Consider the following 20,168-nt stretch of genomic DNA (forward strand, 5'->3'; position numbering starts at 1 on the left):
CTTGTAACGTCACGGAGGTGACGACGTGGATTCAGCGGGCGAGCCGCCGGGAGGCCGCGGTCGACCTGCTGCTCTGGGTCGTCCTCTGCCTTCCGGTGGCCCTCGCCCCGGCGATCCCGCCCTGGTGGCCGTCCGGCGGGTACGCCAGCGTGTGGGTGGCCGTCGCGGGGGCGCTCCTGCTGGGCGTCGCCGTGCTCGTGAGCCGACGGACCCCGCTGGGGGCCCTGCTCGCCGTGCTGGCGGTGGGCTCGTGGAACGTCGAGGAGGGCCTGGCCACCACCCGGCTCTGGGAGTTCGGCGGCCCCGTCAAGGTCGGACCGCTGAACGGGTTCACCCTCGCCATGGTCGTCCTCGCCTACCTGGCCGGACGTCGGGCGGTCGCTCCCCGGCCCGCGGTGCTGGGCTTCGCCGCGATCCTCGGCCTGGGCACGGCCCTGACCCTGGTCTCCTCCTGCGGTCCCGCGCCCGACGCCGCGACCTCGCGGTTCTGGATCCCCGCCCTGTCCGGCGTGCTGCTCTCCGCGCTGCTGCCCTGGACGGTCGGCCGGCTGCGCCGGCAGCGCGTGGAGCAGCGGATCCGCGAGCGGAGCCTGATCACCACACAGGCGCTGCTCCGCGAGCGCAACCGCATCGCCCAGGACATGCACGACTCCCTCGGCCACGACCTGGCGCTCATCGCGCTGCGCGCCGCCGCCCTGGAGATGGCGCCCGACCTGGCCGAGCGGCACCGGGCGGCCGCGGGGGAGCTCCGCGCGGCCGCCGCCGACACCACCGAGCGGCTGCGCCAGGTCATCGGCGTGCTCAGGGAGGACGACCCGGCGCCCCTGTCCCCGCCGCAGGAGAGCGTCGCCGCGATCGTCGAGCGGGCGAAGGACTCGGGGATGCGGGTCGAGCTGCGCGGCGAGGGCTCGCTCCGCGACCGTACGGCCTCCAGGGTCGTCCAGGAGGCGCTGACCAACGCGGCCAAGCACGCCCCCGGCGCCCCGGTGACGGTCGAGGTGCTCGGCGAACCGGACCGGATCGTGGTGACCGTGACCAGCCACGCCCCCGAACCTCCGGTGGGCCGGCCCCTCCGGGACGCGCCGGCCGGCCGCTCCCGGAGGGAGACGGCCGCCGAGCGCCTCCGCGGGGACACGGCCGGGGGGCCGAGCGGCGGGCTGGGCCTGATCGGGCTGCGGGAGCGGGTGCGGCTGGCGGGCGGCTCGTTCGAGTCGGGCCCGCGGGACGGCGGCTTCCTGGTCACCGCCCGCTTCCCTCGCGAGGACGGAGTGAGATGATCCGGGTACTGCTGGCCGACGACGAGACCATGATCAGGGCGGGGGTGCGGGCCATCCTGACCGCCGATCCGGAGATCGAGGTGGTCGCCGAGGCCGGAGACGGGCGCGAGGCGGTGGACCTGGTCCTGGGCCACCGGCCCGACGTGGCGCTGCTCGACATCCGGATGCCCCGGCTGGACGGGCTCGCCGCCGCCGCCGAACTGCGCAGGGTCGCGCCGCAGACGGCCGTGATCATGCTGACCACCTTCGGCGAGGACGACTACATCGCCCGCGCGTTCGGTGAGGGCGCCAGCGGGTTCCTGCTCAAGTCGGGCGACCCGCGCGAGCTGCTCGCCGGGATCCGCGCCGTCGCCGACGGCGGCGCCTACCTCTCCCCGCGTGTGGCGCGCAGGGTCGTCGGCGAGCTCGCCGGCGACCGGATGTCCCGCGCCGCCGCGGCCCGCCGCCAGGTCGCCGCGCTCACCCGCCGCGAGCGCGACGTGCTGTCCCTGGTGGGCGCGGGGCTGCCCAACGCGCAGATCGCCCGCCGCCTGCACCTGGTCGAGGGGACCGTGAAGGCCCACGTGAGTGCGATCCTCGCCCGGCTGGGGGCGCGCAACCGGGTCCAGGCGGCGATCCTCGCCTACGAGGCCGGGCTGCTCGACTCAGTTGAGCTGCCAGATGGCGACGTTCAGTGACGCCGCGTAGGTGACCCAGAGCAGGTAGGGCACCAGGAGCCAGGCGGCCGGACGGCTGATCCGCCGGAACATCACGACGGTGCCGGCGATCGCGAGCCAGAGCACGACGATCTCGGCGAACGCCAGGCCGTACCGGCCGGCCCCGAAGAACAGCGGGGTCCAGGCCGCGTTGAGGACCAGCTGGGCCGCGTAGACGCCGAGCGCCGGGGTCCGGCCGCGTGCCGACCAGGCCAGCCAGCCGGACAGGGCGATCATGATGTAGAGGACCGTCCACACCGGGCCGAACAGCCACTGCGGCGGCGCCCAGGACGGGCGCTCCAGCGACAGGTACTCGCTGCCCGCGTCGACGGCCGCCAGCGAACCCACCGCCGCCACCAGCACCAGCGCGAGGACGAAGACCGGCAGGCCCGCCCAGCGTTTCGGTTGTTCTGCGATGACCATGCGAACCTCCCTGCCCCCTTCTTCGCGTCTCCACCGCCCGGCGGTTTCCCCGGCGGCCGCCGCGCCGGGCGGCCCTAGGCCGCCGGGACGGGGACGGGGTCGTGGTGCAGGCGGCGCAGGACGCGGCGGAACGCGTACAGCGAGAAGGCGATCGCCAGGCCACTGATCGCGGCGACCGCCGCGGTGCGGACCAGCAGGTAACTGCCGATCGACTGGTGCAGCAGCAGCCAGATGCTCACCGCGGAGTTGGCCAGCAGCACGAAGGCCCAGAGCAGGGTGATCCGGGCGAAGAAGCGCCGCATCCTCTCGTGCTTCAGCACCGCGGAGGGCAGGGGGATGTAGTCGAGCGTCAAACGCTGCACGAGCGGGCGGTTGAGCCGCACCGAGGCCAGGAAGACCACGCTGAGGAAGATCGTCCCCAGTTCCGGCTGGATGAAGTAGACCACCAGGCTCTTGCTCCAGAAGGCCACCAGCGTCCGGAGGGTGATCGCGATGGCGGCCACGACCATCGTCCCGGGCACGGGAATCCGCCGGATCAGCCGCCACCCCACGCACCCGTACACCCAGGAGGCCACCGCGATCAACGCCCCCCACGGCCCGAGGAGGGCCAGCGCGGCGTAGAAGACGGCCAGCGGGGCCACCACGCCCTCCAGCAGCTTCGGCACCGCCTGCCGGGCCAGCACCGCGAGACGGGGGAGGGCGACAGGTGGGTGGCTCATGACGCTCCACGGGACGGTACGACGGCGGGCGCGGGGGTCTCACGCCTACCCAGGCAAGCGGCCGGCAGGCGTGACATGCCGGTTCGGCGGTGCGGGGTTGCGGAGATGTTGCTCCGGTCTTACCGGCCACTTACCGTACCCGACACCGGTCCGTGCTCTCCTGCGATCCGGGAACACCGCCGAGCCGGAACTCCCGTTGTCGCACCCGGAGCGCCTCCCGTCGCGCTCGGTGAACGTGGTCGCCCGTGCGGTAACGGTTCGGAAACGGAAGCTTTCCCGATCCGATCACTTCCGGGACGATCGGGGTATGGCAGTGCGCGTACACACGTCCGGCCGGTCGACCGAGGGTGTCGCGAATGTGGCGGCCCAGCTCATCAGCTGGCCCGATCTCGCGGTGAAACGCACTCGCCGGGGGCTGGGGTTCCGCGCCAGCGGCCGGGAGATCGTCAGGATGTCCGGGGACGACACCGCGGAGCTGCTGCTCACCGAGCCGGTGATCGACCGCTGGGCCCGGGTGCTCACCGACTGCCACCGGGTCACCCCCGGCAGCGACGCCGGGTGGGTGACCATGACCATCGACGGCAGGGCCGACGCCGAGCTGTTCCTGTCGCTGGTCAGCGTGGCGATCAAGGTCAACCAATCGTCGCGGTAGCCAGTCTGGCGCCGAAACCGATGAACAGCGCGCCCACGCCCGCCCGCAGTCCGGCCGAGAGCCTGCGGCGGGCCCGGAACTGGGTGGCCAGGAACGTCCCGCCGAAGATCAGCACCGACAGGTAGACCACGCTGAACAGCTGGCAGATCGCCCCCAGGATCAGGAACGACAGGGCGGGCGTGCCGTAGGAGGGGTCCACGAACTGGACGAAGAAGGAGATGAAGAACAGGATCGCCTTCGGGTTCATCAGACTGATCACCAGTGCCTTGCGGAAGGGGCTCTCCACGGCCCGTTCCCGCGCGGGCGCCATCTTCGCGGCGGGGGAGCGCCGTGAGCGCCAGGCGCCCCGCACCATCTGGAACCCGATCCACGCCAGGTAGGCCGCCCCGGCGTACTTGACGACCCCGAACAGGACCGGTGACGACCGCAGCAGCGACGCGGCGCCGGCCGCGGCGAGCACCATCAGGACGGTGTCTCCGAGAAAGACCCCCATCGCCCCGCGGTACCCCTGCCGCACCCCGCGCTGCGCGGCGGTGCTCAGCACGTAGAGGGAGTTCGGGCCGGGCAGCAGGATGATGAAGAAGGCGCCGACGACGTAGGTCCAGACGTCGGTGATGCCGAAGAACATGGCGGTGCTCCAGGGGGCGTTACGGGTGCATCACTACCGTACTGCCCGGAAGATGCTTACCGGCTCGCCCCCCCGCGCCCCGGTCCGGGTTCCCGGGCACCCGGCCGGGCGGCGGCCCGTCCGTTCCCGGCCGGGTACGCGGCGGGCGGCGCGGAGGCGCCCGGCTCGGTCCGCGAGCCGCCGCCGGCGGCGCTCGCCGGGGCCCTCGCGGAAGGCCGCGCCGGTTCGGCGGGGCCGTTGTGGAACGTGCCCGCCTCGCTCGTCGAAGGCCGGAGTTTTTGGGCCTTGTGAGAGAGCGCTGTCAAGGCTACGATCACGACAACTCTTAGGAAACTTTCCTAAAAAAAAGACCATCGGGAGGGCCAGTGACCCGTCCGCCACCTTGCTGACCCGATTGCACGCTGCGGAAACCCGACGGCTCAGGTCGTCGTCGTTCACGGTCCGACCGTCCGGACGCCTCATCCTCAAAGTTCCCCCTCCATGGGAGCGATCATGTGGCGCGCTCTTCCCCCGCCTGTCCTGACTCCGGTTGAAAACCCCGCCCCCCACCCGCCGCTCGCACGCGGCGACGGCCGTCCCGGCGGGCCCACCGGCTCCCGACACTGATCCACGGCGCGCCCGACGCCCCGCGCCGTGCGGTGCGGCCCCGCCCCCGCAGGCGGGATCCGCGCCCATCCCGCCGCACGGCCCGCGCCCGCACACCCCCAGGGGGCCGCGGGCCGTGCGGTCACCCCCACCGAACGCACACGAGGTCACCGTGAAATCACGCGTCATCATCCGATCCGTCGCCGTACTCGCAGCCGTCCTCCTGTCGATGGTGGTCACGCCCCCGGCCCAGGCGGCCTCGGCCACGGCCGTCTTCGTCAAGACCTCCGAGTGGGGCTCGGCCTTCGAGGGGAAGTACACGATCACCAACGGCGGCACCACCACCCTCAACGGCTGGTCGGTCGCGTTCGACCTGCCCGCCGGCGGCACCGTCAGCTCGTCCTGGGACGCCTCGATGAGCCGCAGCGGGCAGCGCTTCACCTTCACCAACGTCGGCTGGAACGGCACCCTGGCACCCGGCGCGAGCGTCAGCTTCGGCTTCATCGCCGCCCCCGCGGGGGCCACCCCGTCCAACTGCGCCCTCAACGGCGCGGCCTGCGGCGGCGACGGCGGCCAGACCGGCCCCGGCAAGCCCGGGACCCTGTCGGCGACGGGCGGCGCGAACAGCGTCACGCTGTCGTGGGGCGCGTCCTCGGGGACGGTGACCGGGTACCGGGTGTACGAGGGATCGGCGGTGAAGGCGACGGTCACCGGGACGAACGCGACGGTGTCCGGGCTCGGGGTGTGCGAGACGCGCACGTACACGGTGGCGGCGTACAACTCCGAAGGTGAGGGCCCGAAGAGCGACCCGGCCACCGCCACCACGACCGGCTGCGCCACCGGCCCGCTGCCCAAGCACTTCCTCACCGGCTACTGGCACAACTTCGACAACGCGGCCGTCGAGCTGCGCCTGTCGGCGGTGCCCGACGAGTACGACCTGATCGCCATCGCCTTCGGCGAGGCCACCGCCACCCCCGGAGAGGTCGTCTTCGGCATCGACCCCGGCCTGTCCGCCTCGCTCGGCGGCTACACCGACGCCCAGTTCAAGGCCGACGTGCAGACCCTGAAAGCCCGCGGCAAGAAGGTCATCCTCTCGGTCGGCGGCGAGCTGGGCCGCGTCCAGGTGGCGAGCACCGCAGCCGCGACGAAGTTCGCCGACACCGTCCACGCCCTGATGCAGAGCTACGGCTTCGACGGCGTCGACATCGACCTGGAGAACGGCCTCGACGCCACCCACATGGCCGACGCGCTACGCCGGCTGCGGGCCAAGGCCGGCGCCGATCTGATCATCACGATGGCGCCGCAGACCCTCGACATGCACTCGACCGGCGCGGAGTACTTCAAGCTCGCGCTCAGCATCAAGGACATCCTCACGGTCGTCCACACGCAGTACTACAACTCCGGCCCCATGCTCGGCTGCGACCAGATGTTCGCCTACTCACAGGGCACGGTGAACTTCATGACCGCGCTGGCCTGCACCGCGCTGGAGAACGGCCTGCGCCCCGACCAGGTGGCACTCGGGCTGCCCGCCGGGCCGGGCGCCGCGGGCGGCGGCGTCGTCGCCCCCGCCCTGGTCAACCAGGCCCTGACCTGCCTGGCCACCCGTACCGGCTGCGGCAGCTTCGTACCGCCCCGCGCCTACCCCGGCATCCGCGGCGCCATGACCTGGTCCATCAACTGGGACGCCAGCAACGGCTGGAACTTCTCCAAGACCGTCAAGCCCCACCTCGCCACCCTCCCCTAGCACCTCGCGACCCTCTCATCTCACTCGGTAGTCCCCCCAACCAAGGAAGAGTCATGAGATTTCGTCGAACGGCGATCGCGGTCCTGGCCGCGCTCGGCATGTCAGCCGGCCTGTCACTGGTCGCCGCCCCCGCCCACGCGGCGACCCCCACCGCGGTCTTCACCAAGGTCTCCGACTGGGGCACCGGATTCGAAGGCAAGTACACGATCACCAACGGCGGCACCACCACCCTCAACGGCTGGTCGGTCGCGTTCGACCTGCCCTCCGGCGCCAACATCGGCTCCTTCTGGGACGCCTCGATGAGCCGCAGCGGGCAGCGCTTCACCTTCACCAACGCCGGCTGGAACGGCACCCTGGCGCCCGGCGCGAGCGTCAGCTTCGGCTTCAACGGCAGCCCCGGCGGCGCCACCCCGTCCAACTGCACCCTCAACGGCGCCTCCTGCGCCGGCGGCGGCGGTCCCGGCACCCCGGGCACGCCCGGCGCCCCGAGCGTCACCGGCACCACCAACTCCTCGATCTCGCTGTCGTGGGGGGCCTCCAGCGGCACGGTCACCGGCTACCGCGTCTACGAGGGCACCGCGCAGCGGGCCCAGGTCAGCGGGACCGGCGCCACGATCGGCTCGCTCGGCACCTGCACCACGCACACCTACACCGTCAAGGCGTACAACGCCCAGGGCGAGTCGGCCGCCAGCGCCCCGGTCACCGCCACCACGAACGGTTGCACCAATCCTGACCCGGTCGGCAAGATGCCCGGCGCGCCCTACCTCTACATGGGCTGGGGCAACCCGCCGAACCCGGCCACCGTCATGAGCGCCACCGGCGTGAAGTCCTTCACCATGGCCTTCATCCTCTCCAGCGGCGGCTGCACCCCGGCCTGGGACGGCAACCGGCCGCTGACCGGCGGCGCCGACCAGACCGCGATCAACCAGATCAAGGCCGCCGGCGGCAGCGTGCAGATCTCCTTCGGCGGTTGGCAGGGCAACAAGCTCGGCCCGAACTGCTCCACCCCTGAGGCGTTCGCCGGCGCCGTGCAGCAGGTCATCAACGCCGTCGGCCCCGCGGTCGTCGACTTCGACATCGAGAACACCGACGAGTTCGAGAACTACACCGTCCAGGACCGCATCCTGAACGCTCTGAAGATCGTCAAGCAGAACAACCCGGGCGTCAAGGTCGTCGTCACCTTCGGCACCACCACCACCGGCCCGAACGCCCACGGCATCCGCCTGATCAACCGGGCCAAGGAGCTGAACGTGCCGATCGACAACTACACGATCATGCCGTTCGACTTCGGCAGCTCCAACATCTACAACGACACCGTCAACGCCGCCGAGGGCCTGAAGAACGCGCTGAAGGCCGCCAACGGCTGGACCGACGCGCAGGCCTACGCCCGCATGGGCATCTCGGGCATGAACGGCCTGTCCGACCAGCAGGAGCTGACCACGGTCGCGACCTGGACCCAGATCCGCGACTGGGCCAAGTCCAAGGGGCTGACCCGCCTCGCCTACTGGTCGGTCAACCGCGACCGTCCCTGCCCGGGCGGCGGCGTGGTCTCCAACTGCAGCGGCATCGCGCAGGCCGACTGGGACTTCACCAAGGTCACCGCCGGCTTCTGACCGCGACGGCCCGCACCCCGCCTCCCGGGGTGCGGGCCCCTCCCCGCGCCCACACCCCCCTTCCCCGTTCCCTCTCCCGGTTCCTTCTCTCGCGTCCTTCTCGCGCTCGTGATCTCCGCGAGCCGCACGGCCTTCACCACCTCTGCGGGGTACGACACCCATGAATCTCAGAAAACTCGCCGCCGCCACCGTCCTGGCGCTCGGCGGGACGATGCTCGCCGCCGCGCCCGCGTACGCCGCCAACATCGCGGTCAATCCCGGTTTCGAGAGCGGGCTGAGCGGCTGGACCTGTTCGGCCGCCTCCGGAGCGACGGCGGTCTCCTCGCCGGTGCACGGGGGGACCGGGGCGTTGCAGGCCACGCCCGCCGGGACCGACACCGCCCGTTGTCAGCAGACCGTCAGCGTCAAGCCGTCCTCGTCGTACACGCTGTCGGCCTGGGTGCGGGGCGGTTACGTCTTCCTGGGTGCGACCGGCACCGGGGGGAGCGCCGACCCCAGCACGTGGGCGTCGTCGCCGTCGGCGTACACGCAGGTGTCGACGTCCTTCACCACGGGTGCCTCGACCACCTCGGTGACGATCTACGTCAACGGCTGGTACGGCCAGGGCGCCTACCAGGCCGACGACATCGTCCTCGACGGCCCGGCCGGGCAGGGGCAGCCCCCCGCCGCGCCCACCGGTCTGACCGCCACCGTCAGCGGCACGAGCGTCGCGCTGAAGTGGACCGCCTCCTCCGGCGCGACGGGCTACCACGTCTACCGCAACGGCACCAAGGTCGCCGGCCCCACCGGGACGGCCTACACCGACAGCCCGGGCGCGGGCACGCACGCCTACCAGGTCACCGCCCACAACTCCACCGGCGAGTCGGCCAGGTCGGGTCAGGTCTCCGCGACCGTCGGCGGCCAGCCCTCCGGTGACCTGCCCAAGCGGGTCCTGGTCGGCTACCTGCACGCGTCCTTCGCCAACGGCTCCGGCTACATCCGGATGGCCGACGTGCCGAACGAGTGGAACGTCATCAACCTCGCCTTCGGCGAGCCCACCTCGGTGACCTCCGGCGACATCCGCTTCCGGCAGTGCCCGGTCGCCGAATGTCCCGACGTCGAGTCCGAGGCCGACTTCATCGCCGCCATCCGCGCCAAGCAGGCCGCGGGCAAGAAGGTGCTGATCTCGATCGGCGGCCAGAACGGCCAGGTCCAGCTCACCACCACCGCCGCCCGCGACAAGTTCGTGCAGTCGGTGAGCGCCATCATCGACAAGTACGGGCTGGACGGCCTCGACATCGACTTCGAGGGCCACTCGCTCTACCTCAACCCCGGCGACACCGACCTCGCCGACCCCACCACGCCGGTGATCGTCAACCTGATCTCCGCGCTGAAGTCGCTCAAGGCGAAGTACGGTGCGAAGTTCGTGCTGACCATGGCGCCGGAGACGTTCTTCGTGCAGCTCGGCTACCAGTTCTACGGCCCCGGCCCGAACGGCGCGGCCGACCAGCGCTCCGCCTCCTACCTGCCGGTCATCCACGCCATGCGCGACGACCTGACCCTGCTGCACGTCCAGGACTACAACTCCGGGCCGATCATGGGCCTGGACGACCAGTACCACTACATCAGCACCCACGACTTCCACGTCGCGATGACCGACATGCTGCTCGCCGGCTTCCCGATCATGGGGAACGTGAACAACGTCTTCCCCGCCCTGCGCCAGGACCAGGTCGCCATCGGCCTGCCCGCCTCGAACAACGCGGGCAACGGCCACACCCCGGTCTCCGAGGTCCACAAGGCCTTCGACTGTCTGGCGAAGGGGGCCAACTGCGGGCCGTACAAGCCCAGGGGGGTCTACCCGAACCTCCGCGGCCTGATGGCCTGGTCCGTCAACTGGGACAAGCACAACTCCTTCGAGTTCTCCCGCAGCCACCGGGCCTACCTGGACGGCCTGGGCTGATGAACCCCTCGCCGCCGGGAGAGACGGACTCCCGGCGGCGAGGCCCTCCCCGACCAGAGCCCCCTCCGCGCCGGGGAGCGTCCCTGCGGGGAAGCGCCCCGTCCGCACCGTCAGACGGTCCTCCCTCGGGCCTCCCCCCGGGGGTGACCTCTCCCACCGGAGGGTGATCCTCCTCACCGGAGTGAGTAACAAAAAGTAATCAAACGGATTTCAATCGTGTCCGAACCTGGGAGAGTGGTCTCTTTTTCGTGGACCAAGTGGCTGATTACCTGCGGCCTCCGGCAGGCTAGTGACCGTCATGGACTACGCAATTCTCACGGGGATCGTCCTCGTCACAGGTGTCGTGCTCGCTCTGGTGGCGCAGTGGAGAGGCTGGAGGCCCTCGCTTCTCACCGTGATGGCGGTCGGAGTCGTCTTCCGGGTGCTCATCATGACCCTCGCGGCGAAGAGCGAATGGCAGCCGGTCGACTTCATGGAGAGCTTCAAGCCCGCGGGTGAGGCGATCCTGAACCGTGAGGATCCCGTCCTCGGCAGCGAGGGCGGCTGGCACTTCCTGCCCACCATCCCGTACGTCTACGGCCTGCTGCTGTGGCTGGGCATCCCGTGGGAGGTCGGCGGGCGCCTGGTCACCGTGGTCGCCGACATCGCGCTGATCCCGCTGGTCGGCAAGCTCGCCGGCGGCTCCACCGCGTCGCTGCGCGCCTTCCAGTACGCCTGCAACCCGCTGGCCATCCTCGTCGCCTCCATCCACGGCCAGGTCGAGCCGGTCGCCCTCGTCTTCGGGGTCGCGGCGTTCGTCGTCGCCCGCGGACCGGGCGACCCGGAGCGGCCGGGCATGACCACCGACGTGGTCGCCATGGTCCGCCGGAGCGTGGCGTTCCGCGGCCTCGCCGGCGCCGTGCGGCACGCCGCCGGCCCCACCGGGGTGGTCCGCCGGGCGCTCGCCCCACGCGCCGACGACCGGCAGGTCCTGCGCCGCGCCATCCTCGCCGGCCTGCTGATGGGCCTGGCACTGTGCGCCAAGAGCTGGCCGATCTGGCTGATCCCCGGCATGCTCCTGTTCCTGCCGACCGCTCGCGCCCGCACCGTCGCCTTCCTGGCCACCGGCATCGCCCCGGTCTTCTTCCTGGTCACCCTGCCGATCTTCGCCGGCACCTCGCTGAGCCAGATCCCCGAGGTCATCAAGGTCATTCAGGACATCCGCCCGATCGTCGGCGAGTGGGGGTACAGCGCCATCCTCGTCGACGGCAACTGGACCCTCGACCAGGAGATCGCCACGTTCGGCACCCGCCTGATCTACGTCACCCTGCTGGCGACGGCCCTCCTGTGGCACCGGGCCGACCCGGTCGACCTCACCACGGCCCTGCTGCTCGCCTTCATGGTCGTCACCCCCCGGCTCGGCGCCCAGTACCTGATGTGGTTCATGCCGTTCCTGGTCGCCCGCCCCACCCGCTTCGCCTGGCCGGCCATCATCGGCGTCTCCCTGTGGGCCGGGTACGGCTACCTGTACATGACCCAGTTCGACTTCGCCACCTGGTGGCATCTCCACTCGATCTGGGCGCAGTGCTCCATCGTGCTGCTGCCGGTCCTCGCGGTCGCCATGCCCTGGGACCGCCGTGTCTCCGCGGCCTCCGCCACGGCCGGCCGGGCGGCCCCCCAGGCCCGGATGCCCGTGTCCGCCTGACCGCGCCCGCCGAGGCCCGCCTCCCGCAGGCCGGGCCCCGTCCGCCGGAAAACCGGATGCGCACGGTCCGGGCGGTTCGTCACCCTGTAGGGCATGCAGGCGACCGTCACGGTGACCCCCGCGCAGCTTCCCGGCGTGCTGCTGCACGTCGCCGTCGTGCGCCCGGTGTTCCTCTGGGGAGCCCCGGGCATCGGCAAGAGCTCCCTGGTCCGCGACTTCGCCGCCGCGCTCGGCCTGGAATGCGTGACCCTGCTCGGCACCCAGCTCGCCCCGGAGGACCTCATCGGCGTGCCCGAGCTGGTCGGCGGACGCAGCCGCTTCGCGCCGCCCGAGTCGATCGCCAGGGACGAGCCGTACTGCCTCTTCCTGGACGAGCTCAACGCCTCCGCACCCGAGGTGCAGAAGGCGTTCTACTCGCTCATCCTCGACCGGCGCATCGGCACGTACGAGCTCCCCGAGGGCTCGGTGGTGATCGGCGCCGGAAACCGGGCCGCCGACAACGCGCTGGCCAGGCCGATGGCCTCGGCCCTGATCAACCGGCTGGTCCACATCCACCTGCGTGCCTCGGCGACCGACTGGCTGACCTGGGCCGTCGACAACGGCATCCACCCGTGGATCGTCGAGTATCTCCTCCAGCGCCCCGACCACCTGTGGAGCGCGCCGCCCAAGACCGAGGAGCCGTTCTCCTCTCCCCGCGCCTGGCACATGCTCTCCGACGTCATGCGCTCCTACGGCGACGGCATCGATGACGACACCCTCGCCATGCTGGCCTTCGGCACTCTCGGCGCCGCCCACGCCTCGGCCTTCCGCGCCTATGTCAAGACCGTCCGGCACGCCTACGACCTCGACGCCGTGATCAAGGGTGAGGTTCCCTGGCCGCGCGCCCCCGAAGATCGGGACCTGCTCTACTTCCTCGCCGAGACCTTCCGCGCCCGCCTGCGCAAAGAGCTCCCCGCCGACAAGCGCGGGGCGTCCTCACGCGGGCGCGACCTCGCCTTCCGCGCCAAGACGCTGCTCGTCGAACTGGCCGAGATCTCGCTGGAGTGTGCCCAGCTCGTCATCGCCAACGACGAGAACGGCGCCCCCGCGCTCCCCACCTGGTTCCTCGTCGAGATCGGCCGCGACCTGCCCCGGCTGGTCGCGGCGCGTACCTGACGCCGGGGAGCCGCCGGGGAGCCGCCGCAGGACCAAGACCGATCCCTGGCGCGAGGCCGTGCACCGGGGCTGGGACAGGGTCACCGCCCACCCCCTCTTCCGCCACCACCGCGTCCGCCTGTTCGTCGCCGGGGAAGGCGACCTGCCCGCCGACGGCTGGGCCACGGTCTCCGAGCTCGGCCGGGTCGTCCACCATCCGCGGCGCAGGGCCGAGGACGAGGAGTGGGCCTGGGTCTTCGCTCATCTCCTCCTCCACCTGGGGTTCGGCCACGCCGACCCCCGTTCCTGCCTGCCCGGGGACCTCGGCGAGGAGGTGGAGACCCACCGCGGTACCGGCCACCTGCCCGAGCACGCCTACCACGCCGCCTGCTGCCTGGCGGTCGAACGCTTCCTGCGCACCCTGAAGCTCGGCCGCTGCCCCGACCCGCTCCCCGACGAACTGCCGCAGGAGGACGAGGTCACACTTTCCGAGCGCTGGCGCCGACTCGGCGTGCCGGAGCGGTACCGGCCCGCCGGGCCGCCCGACTTCGTCATCGGCGACGAGAAGACCGCCGCTCTGGAAAACTTCCAGGGCGCCTTCGCCGCCGGTGTCGCCGACTCCGCCGCGGCCGCGCTGAACCTGGCGGGAAAGCCCCGCAGCTCGGCCGAGCGGCATGTGGAAGGGCCATGGGACCTCGCGCTGCGCTGGTTCGTCTCCTCCTACCCGCTGCTGGGCGCGCTCGCGGCCGGCATGAAGATCGTCGCCGATGCGGAGGTGGCCAAGGGCTGGCAGATCTCGATCGCCGCCGTCAGCTCCGAGGCCGCCGAGATCTACGTCAACCCGCTGGCCGGGCTCTCGGCGGGGGAGTGGCGTTTCGTGCTGGCCCACGAGATGCTGCACGCCGCGCTTCGCCACGGCGAGCGCGCCGGCGGCAGGGACCCGCACCTGTGGAACGTCGCCGCCGACTACGTGATCAACGGCTGGCTGGTGGAGATGGCCGTCGGGGAGATGCCCGAGGGGCTGCTGTACGACCGGTCGTTGGCCGGACTGTCAGCCGAGGCCGTTTACGACCGCATCGCCACGGACCTGCGCCGCGTGCGCAAGCTCGCCACCCTGCGCGGCCGGGGGCTGGGCGACGTGCTCGACCGCCCGCTGCCGCACCCCGGGGCGCCCGGCCGTTACGTCGACCTCGACGAGTACTACCGCAACGCCCTCGTCACGGGTCTGGCCTACCACCAAGGCAGCGGACGGGGACTGCTGCCCTCCGGCCTGGAGCAGGAGATCCGCGCCCTCGACCAGCCGCCGCTGCCCTGGGATGTCGCGCTGGCCCGCTGGTTCGACGAGCACGTCCCCTCGGTGGAAAGGCGACGCACCTACGCCCGCGCCTCCCGGCGCCAGGCCGCGAGCCCCGGCATCCCGCGCCCCGGCTGGATCCGCCCCGAGGATCTCGTCCGGCAGGCCACCTTCGGCGTCGTGCTGGACACCTCCGGCTCCATGGACGCCAAGCTCCTGGGCAGGGCCCTGGGGGCGATCGCCTCCTACGCCGTCTCCCGCGACGTGCCCCGGGCCCGGGTCGTCTTCTGCGACGCCGTCGCCTACGACGCGGGGTACCTGCCCGTGGAACAGATCGCCACCCGGGTTCGCGTACGCGGCCGGGGCGGCACCGTCCTGCAACCGGGCGTCTCCCTGCTGGAGCGGGCCGACGACTTCCCGCCCGACGGGCCGATCCTGCTGATCACCGACGGGATGTGCGACGTGCTTCGCATCCGCCGCGAGCACGCGTTCCTGATCCCCGCGGGCGCGAGCCTGCCCTTCCGCGCCCGCGGACCCGTGTTCCGCATGAGGTGACCCCGGCGCGCGGCCCCGCGCGTACGCCACCGGCGGGCCCCTCCCGGGCGATCCCGGGGGTTCCGTGCTTCCGAGGCGGCCGGGGAACGGCTGATAGATTCCGGTGGATGTGACGAACAACGTGGAAATCCTGCGTTACACCGCTTTCACTCATGACCCCCAAGGCGGGAATCCCGCCGGGATCGTGCTCGATGCGGGAACGCTCTCCGACGACGAGATGCTCGCCATCGCCGCCGAGGTCGGATACTCCGAGACGGCCTTCGTGACCGCCCGCGACGACGGGCGCCGGGCTTTCCGGGTCCGCTACTTCGCGCCCTCGGCGGAGGTCGCGTTCTGCGGGCACGCCACGATCGCCACCTCGGTCGCCCTCGCCGAGCGCCTCGGGATCGGGCCGCTGGTCTTCGACACCAACGCCGGCGAGATCGCGGTCGACACCGAGGTCGTCGACGGCCTGCTCCGGGCCACGCTCACCAGTGTGCCCACGCGCTCCCGCCCGGTCGGGGAGGAGGCGCTGGACGAGGCGCTCGCCGCACTCGGCTGGTCCCGTGACGACCTCGCCCCCGGCTTCCCGCCGCACGTCGCCTTCGCCGGGGTCGATCACCTGATGCTCGCCGCCGCCACGCGGGAACGCCTGGCCGACCTGGCCTACGACTTCGAGCGGCTGAGAGCGCTGATGGAGCGCGAGGGCTGGACGACCGTGAACCTGTTCTGGCGGGAGAGCGACGAGCGTTTCCACTCGCGCAACCCGTTCCCGGTCGGGGGCATCGTCGAGGACCCCGCCACCGGCGCCGCGGCCGCCGCCTTCGGCGGTTACCTGCGCACCATCGGCACCGGCTCGGCCGAGTTCACGGTCATCCAGGGAGTGGACATGGGGCGGCCCAGCACGCTCCGGGTCTCGATCGCCTCTTCCGATGGCCGCAGCCGGGTGAGCGGCGGGGCCGTGGTGATCCAGGACGCCTGATCCCCGGCGTTCGGCGCCTCGGCGCGGGGCTCGGGGCGCGGCGCTCCGCCCGCGCTTGACTTTGACCAAGCACTTGCTCAAGATCCGGGTGTGGCGACATTCGCTGAGCTGATCCGGGCCAGGGCCGGTGACGACCATGTCGGCCTCCGCTTCGAGGACGAGACCTACACCTGGGCGCGTCTCGTCCGGGAAGCGGAACTCCGCGCCGCCCTGGCGCTCGACCTCCGGGAGCCGGGGCAGCCCTTCCACATCGGCGTGCTGCTGGAGAACGTCCCCGAGTACGTTCTGTGGATCTTCGCCGCCGCGCTGTCGGGCGCGGCCCTGGTCGGCGTCAACCCCACCCGGCGCGGTGCGGAACTCGCCGCGGACGTCCGGCACACCGACTGCCGGATCATCGTCACCGACTCCGCGGGGGCCGCCCTGCTCGACGGCCTCGACATCGGGCCGCCGCCCGAGCGGGTCCTGCTCGTCGACACCCCTCGTTACCGCGACCTGCTGGCCCCGCGCACCGGGGCCGAGGCGAGTGCCGCCCTCACCGCCGGGAGGGCACCGCGCCCCCGGGACGTGCTCCTCCTGCTGTTCACCTCGGGCTCGACCGGGACGCCGAAGGCGGTGATCTGCAGCCAGGGGCGGCTGGCGGCCATCGCGGAGCGGGGCACGCTGTTCGGGATCGGCCGAGACTCGGTCACGTACCTCGCGATGCCGCTCTTCCACGGCAACGCGATCATGGCGAACCTGGCCATGGCCGTGTACGCGGGGGCGACGGTGGCGATGCGCCGCCGCTTCAGCGCCTCGGCGTTCCTCTCCGACGTCCGCCGCCACGGGGTCACCTACTTCAACTACGTCGGCCGAGCCCTCGCCTACATCCTCGCCACCCCCGAACGCGACGACGACGCGTGCAACCCCCTCCGGGCCGCCTTCGGCACCGAAGCCTCCGCCCGCGACCTCACCGAGTTCGCCAGGCGTTTCGACACCCGGATCATCGAGGGGTACGGCTCCTCCGAGGGGGTGATAGCGATCAGCAAGGTGCCGGGAACCCCCGCCGACGCCCTCGGGCTGCCGCAGGAAGGCACGGATGTCGCCGTCCACGACCCCGTGACCGGCCGCGAGTGCCCCAGGGCCCGCTTCGACGGCAGCGGCGGGCTGGTCAACGGGCACGAGGCGATCGGCGAGATCGTCCGGCGCGACGCCTCCTTCGAGGGCTACTACAACAACCCCGAGGCCGACGCCCTGCGGTTACGCGGCGGCTGGTACTGGAGCGGGGACCTGGCCTACCGCGACCGGGACGGCTACTTCTACTTCGCCGGCAGGGACGCCGACCGGCTCCGGGTCGACAGCGAGAACTTCGCCGCCGCCCCCGTCGAGCGCATCCTGGCCCGCTACCCCGGCACGATCATGTGCGCCGTCTACGCGGTGCCCGACCCCCGCACCGGCGACCAGGTCATGGCCGCTCTGGAGATCGACGGTGACTTCGATCCGGACGACTTCGCCGCCTTCCTACGCGCCCAGCCCGACCTCGGCACCAAGTGGGCTCCCCGCTTCGTACGGCTCACGCCGGAGATGCCGCTCACCGCCACCAACAAGGTGGACAAGGGCGGCTTGCGCAGGGAGCGCTGGGAGTGCGCCGACCCGGTGTGGTGGCGCCCCTCCCGCGAACTGGCGTACGTTCCCCTGTCGCAGGAGGGCCGCACCGCCCTGCGCACCCGGTTCGCCGAGTTCGGCCGCACCCGCCTGCTCTTCTCCTGAGCGTCGCGGGGCATGCGGACTCACCGCAAGCCCCCCGCGAGAGCATCGAGCGGGCGGCGGCCGAGCCCTGACCGTTTCACACAGGAGAGGCGGGGTTCCCGCAGATCCCACTTCACACAGAGGGCGGAGTTCCCGCAGATCCCGAAGAAGAGCCGGGGCTACCGCAGAAGAGCCAGGGCGGAGAGGCGATTTCTCCCACCGGTAATCCCGATGCCCTCTCCCAGGGGCGGTAAGGGCCTCGCACGGGAACCCCGCATGGGGTTCCACGTGGGAGCCTCGTCAGGAGAGCCCGTCGTCCGGGCGGCCGACCAGCCGCCCCAGGGGAACTCCCGCCAGGCGGCGCACCTCGTTGGCCATGTGCGCCTGGTCGGCGTACCCGCTGGCCAGGGCCACCTCGGCCGCCGCGACGCCGCGCCTGGCCAGCCGCAGCGCCCGCTGGAACCGGACCACCCGCTGCAGCGTCTTCGGCCCGTACCCGAAGGCCCGTATCGACCGCCGTCGCAGTTGCCGCTCACCGAGCCCCAGCTCACGGGCGACCTCCCGGACGCTCCGCCCCGCCCGCAGCGCGGTGGCGATCACCGGTGCCGCGGGATCGGGCGGGGACGTCGTGCGCAGCCGTACGGCCAGCGCCCGCTGTATCTCCCCGGCGATCACCTCCGGAGGCTCCGCGGCGCCGGTCTGCTCGGACAGCCGGGTCAGCTCCGGGAGTCCGCCCAGCTCATCCAGCGGCACCCGCAGATCACGCAGGCTCTCCACCGGTACCCCGAACACCCCGCCCACCCCGCCGGGCCTGAAACGGATCCCGATGTAGCGGTCACCCGGTGTCATCAGGACCGGCTGCGGCCCTGTATCGGGTCCGGCCACGTGCGGCCCGGCCGGGCCCCAGATCAGGTCGACGCAACCGTCCGGCACGACCAGCTGCGTCGCGACCGAGACGGCCTCGTTCGCCCAGACGCAGGCCACCCGCCCGGCCATCCGAGGATCCGGCGCCCACTCCCGATACATGGCTTCAGCGTACGGGCGCGGCCTTCTTGTCCGTGCTCTCCGCGGGGCTGCTGTCCCCCGAGATGAGGGCGGCGGCCCAGTCGCCGTCCGGGTCGCTGTCGACCAGCAACGCGCGGACCAGGAGGCTGAGCGGGATGGCCAGCAACGCACCCAACGGCCCCAGAACGAACGCCCACAGGATGAGCGACAACATGGTCATCGTGGTGGACAGGCCGACGGCGTCACCCAGGAACTTCGGCTGGACCAGCGACTGGACCACGAAGTTGATCGCCATGTAGGAAACGATCACCAGCAGCATGGTCCTGGGCCCGCCCTCCAGCAGACCCAGCAGTGCCGGCGGGACCAGTCCGATGACGAATCCGATGTTCGGGATGTAGTTGGTGATCAGCGCCAGCACGCCCCAGAGCAGCGGGAGGGGCACACCCAGCAGCCAGAGCGCCCCCACGTCCAGCGCGGCGCAGATCAGTCCGAACACCGTCGAGACCACCAGGTAACGCCGGGTCTTCTGGGCGAAGTTCTCCAGGGCGCCGACGAACTCGGGCCGACGTGCCCTGCCCATGGCGAGGACCCGGGAGACCGCCTGCGTGTCCAGGCACATGGCGAGCACCAGCACGACGATGAGAACCAGGCTGGAGAACACGCCCAGCAGACCGGAGGCGAACCCTTGCAGGAACTGGAAGACCTTTCCGGGGTCGAGGGTTCTGATCGCCTCGTTCATCTGCTGCGTGCCGATGCCGAGTCGCCCCGCCAGGTCCTGAGCGCCGACGACGAGTTGGGTGAACTGCCGGCTGTAGGTGGGGGCGAGAGCGGCCAGTTGCGCCACCGCCACGGTCAGGATCGCCACCATGCCGAAGAGGACCAGCAGCACGATGGTGAGCGGGACCGCGACCAGCGTCCATCCCGGGGCACCGCGCCTGCCGAGCCAGGTCCTGACCGGGGAGACGGCCAAGACCAGCACCAGGGCCAGCAACACGGGCCCGACGATCGACCTGACCTCCTTGACGCCGGCCAGAGTGATCACCGCGCCTGCGGAACACCCCAGCAGGACGAGCACCCTGGGCATTGCTCTTGGCTCCGTCATACCCGTTCTCTACCCCGCGGGTGGGGAACACGTCTCGCCGCGTTCCCCGATTTGCCGGATCTACACCTCGATTTGACGGGCGTCGGCGTCCTACATAGAGTTCACAGGCCCGCAGGGGTTGGCGGAGATCGCCAAGACCTCGGGAGCCTCCTCTGACTCTTTCTCCGTACCGGGAATAGGTCGCGCCAGAGCGCGGTTTCATCATGAACCGATGCCTCCGGGTGGACAAGACCGGAATGTTGAAGTAAGTTAGAGGGGTTGCCCTGGAGACAGGGCGGTCGGCATCCGCACGGATCCGGCGGGCGAGGTCGGCCATCGCGAAGGCGACAAGTTGACACAAACCCGGCGGAAACGCTAGGATGGTGGCACGGAGTGGAGCGCCCCGGGCGATCGGCCGCTGAGGTCGGGAGCGCGGTGCACGCGTCCGTTTCTT

16 protein-coding genes are annotated in these 20,168 nt (G+C 71.5%); 11 read left to right on the forward strand and 5 right to left on the reverse strand.

The genetic code is table 11. The features are described 5' to 3' along the window. The first annotated feature begins 17 nt into the window (after positions 1-17). Both ABD841_RS09465 and ABD841_RS09470 read left to right on the forward strand, forming a co-directional pair. Positions 18-1,277, forward strand: a complete 1,260-nt coding sequence (locus ABD841_RS09465; RefSeq protein WP_344969824.1) for a sensor histidine kinase — start codon at positions 18-20, stop codon at positions 1,275-1,277. After that, positions 1,274-1,954: a response regulator gene (locus ABD841_RS09470; protein ID WP_344969825.1), complete on the forward strand. Its 681-nt coding sequence runs from the start codon at positions 1,274-1,276 to the stop codon at positions 1,952-1,954. The genes ABD841_RS09465 and ABD841_RS09470 overlap by 4 nt, the downstream gene beginning before the upstream one ends. Here ABD841_RS09470 and ABD841_RS09475 read toward each other — a convergent pair. Both ABD841_RS09475 and ABD841_RS09480 read right to left on the reverse strand, forming a co-directional pair. Then, on the reverse strand, positions 1,922-2,395 hold the full coding sequence (locus ABD841_RS09475; protein WP_344969827.1) for a TspO/MBR family protein: 474 nt from the start codon (positions 2,393-2,395) through the stop codon (positions 1,922-1,924). The two genes, ABD841_RS09470 and ABD841_RS09475, sit on opposite strands and share 33 nt — an antisense overlap. Before the next feature lie 74 nt (positions 2,396-2,469). Further along, positions 2,470-3,114: a VC0807 family protein gene (locus ABD841_RS09480; RefSeq protein ID WP_344969829.1), complete on the reverse strand. Its 645-nt coding sequence runs from the start codon at positions 3,112-3,114 to the stop codon at positions 2,470-2,472. A gap of 307 nt (positions 3,115-3,421) precedes the next feature. On the opposite strand from ABD841_RS09480, the gene ABD841_RS09485 reads away from it, so the two are divergent. Beyond that, positions 3,422-3,766 carry a luciferase domain-containing protein gene (locus ABD841_RS09485; protein ID WP_344969830.1) on the forward strand — a complete coding sequence of 115 codons (345 nt, stop codon included), beginning with the start codon at positions 3,422-3,424 and terminating at the stop codon, positions 3,764-3,766. Here ABD841_RS09485 and leuE read toward each other — a convergent pair. Continuing rightward, positions 3,747-4,394, reverse strand: coding sequence for a leucine efflux protein LeuE (leuE, locus tag ABD841_RS09490; protein ID WP_344969832.1), 648 nt, complete (start codon positions 4,392-4,394; stop codon positions 3,747-3,749). The two genes, ABD841_RS09485 and leuE, sit on opposite strands and share 20 nt — an antisense overlap. A gap of 757 nt (positions 4,395-5,151) precedes the next feature. Between leuE and ABD841_RS09495 the strand changes: the two genes are divergently transcribed. The 8 genes from ABD841_RS09495 to ABD841_RS09530 all read left to right on the forward strand — a co-directional run bounded on the left by ABD841_RS09495 (position 5,152) and on the right by ABD841_RS09530 (position 17,649). Further along, positions 5,152-6,723, forward strand: a complete 1,572-nt coding sequence (locus ABD841_RS09495; protein ID WP_344969834.1) for a chitinase — start codon at positions 5,152-5,154, stop codon at positions 6,721-6,723. Positions 6,724-6,776: 53 nt separating this feature from the next. Next, a complete protein-coding gene (locus tag ABD841_RS09500) occupies positions 6,777-8,336 on the forward strand; it encodes a cellulose binding domain-containing protein (protein ID WP_344969835.1) in 1,560 nt (519 codons plus the stop codon). A gap of 160 nt (positions 8,337-8,496) precedes the next feature. After that, complete coding sequence (locus tag ABD841_RS09505) at positions 8,497-10,275, forward strand: chitinase (protein WP_344969837.1); 1,779 nt, start codon at positions 8,497-8,499, stop codon at positions 10,273-10,275. Between the two features lie 298 nt (positions 10,276-10,573). After that, positions 10,574-11,959, forward strand: a complete 1,386-nt coding sequence (locus ABD841_RS09510) for a hypothetical protein (protein WP_344969839.1) — start codon at positions 10,574-10,576, stop codon at positions 11,957-11,959. A gap of 93 nt (positions 11,960-12,052) precedes the next feature. Continuing rightward, the gene (locus ABD841_RS09515) at positions 12,053-13,114 is read left to right on the forward strand and encodes an AAA family ATPase (RefSeq protein WP_344969840.1); all 1,062 of its coding nucleotides are present in this window, start codon (positions 12,053-12,055) and stop codon (positions 13,112-13,114) included. 58 nt (positions 13,115-13,172) lie between these two features. Then, a complete protein-coding gene (locus ABD841_RS09520; RefSeq protein ID WP_344969841.1) occupies positions 13,173-14,942 on the forward strand; it encodes a vWA domain-containing protein in 1,770 nt (589 codons plus the stop codon). Between the two features lie 109 nt (positions 14,943-15,051). Next, positions 15,052-15,903, forward strand: a complete 852-nt coding sequence (locus tag ABD841_RS09525; protein ID WP_344969843.1) for a PhzF family phenazine biosynthesis protein — start codon at positions 15,052-15,054, stop codon at positions 15,901-15,903. Between the two features lie 90 nt (positions 15,904-15,993). Continuing rightward, the gene (locus ABD841_RS09530; RefSeq protein WP_344969845.1) at positions 15,994-17,649 is read left to right on the forward strand and encodes an AMP-binding protein; all 1,656 of its coding nucleotides are present in this window, start codon (positions 15,994-15,996) and stop codon (positions 17,647-17,649) included. Between the two features lie 279 nt (positions 17,650-17,928). On the opposite strand, the gene ABD841_RS09535 is transcribed toward ABD841_RS09530, so the two are convergent. Both ABD841_RS09535 and ABD841_RS09540 read right to left on the reverse strand, forming a co-directional pair. Next, positions 17,929-18,654, reverse strand: coding sequence for a DUF6597 domain-containing transcriptional factor (locus ABD841_RS09535; RefSeq protein ID WP_344969846.1), 726 nt, complete (start codon positions 18,652-18,654; stop codon positions 17,929-17,931). Between the two features lie 4 nt (positions 18,655-18,658). After that, on the reverse strand, positions 18,659-19,717 hold the full coding sequence (locus tag ABD841_RS09540; RefSeq protein ID WP_344969848.1) for an AI-2E family transporter: 1,059 nt from the start codon (positions 19,715-19,717) through the stop codon (positions 18,659-18,661). Positions 19,718-20,168 lie beyond the last annotated feature (451 nt).

The sequence above is a fragment of the Streptosporangium fragile genome, assembly GCF_039534445.1.
Lineage (GTDB): Bacteria > Actinomycetota > Actinomycetes > Streptosporangiales > Streptosporangiaceae > Streptosporangium > Streptosporangium fragile.

Coding starts and splice junctions, on each gene's coding strand:
- ABD841_RS09485 (WP_344969830.1), top strand. CDS start 3,422: ATGGCAGTGCGCGTACACACGTCCGGCCGGTCGACCGAGGGTGTCGCG.
- ABD841_RS09540 (WP_344969848.1), bottom strand. CDS start 19,717: ATGCCCAGGGTGCTCGTCCTGCTGGGGTGTTCCGCAGGCGCGGTGATC.
- ABD841_RS09505 (WP_344969837.1), top strand. CDS start 8,497: ATGAATCTCAGAAAACTCGCCGCCGCCACCGTCCTGGCGCTCGGCGGG.
- ABD841_RS09515 (WP_344969840.1), top strand. CDS start 12,053: ATGCAGGCGACCGTCACGGTGACCCCCGCGCAGCTTCCCGGCGTGCTG.
- ABD841_RS09535 (WP_344969846.1), bottom strand. CDS start 18,654: ATGTATCGGGAGTGGGCGCCGGATCCTCGGATGGCCGGGCGGGTGGCC.
- ABD841_RS09510 (WP_344969839.1), top strand. CDS start 10,574: ATGGACTACGCAATTCTCACGGGGATCGTCCTCGTCACAGGTGTCGTG.
- leuE (WP_344969832.1), bottom strand. CDS start 4,394: ATGTTCTTCGGCATCACCGACGTCTGGACCTACGTCGTCGGCGCCTTC.
- ABD841_RS09475 (WP_344969827.1), bottom strand. CDS start 2,395: ATGGTCATCGCAGAACAACCGAAACGCTGGGCGGGCCTGCCGGTCTTC.
- ABD841_RS09500 (WP_344969835.1), top strand. CDS start 6,777: ATGAGATTTCGTCGAACGGCGATCGCGGTCCTGGCCGCGCTCGGCATG.
- ABD841_RS09470 (WP_344969825.1), top strand. CDS start 1,274: ATGATCCGGGTACTGCTGGCCGACGACGAGACCATGATCAGGGCGGGG.
- ABD841_RS09480 (WP_344969829.1), bottom strand. CDS start 3,114: ATGAGCCACCCACCTGTCGCCCTCCCCCGTCTCGCGGTGCTGGCCCGG.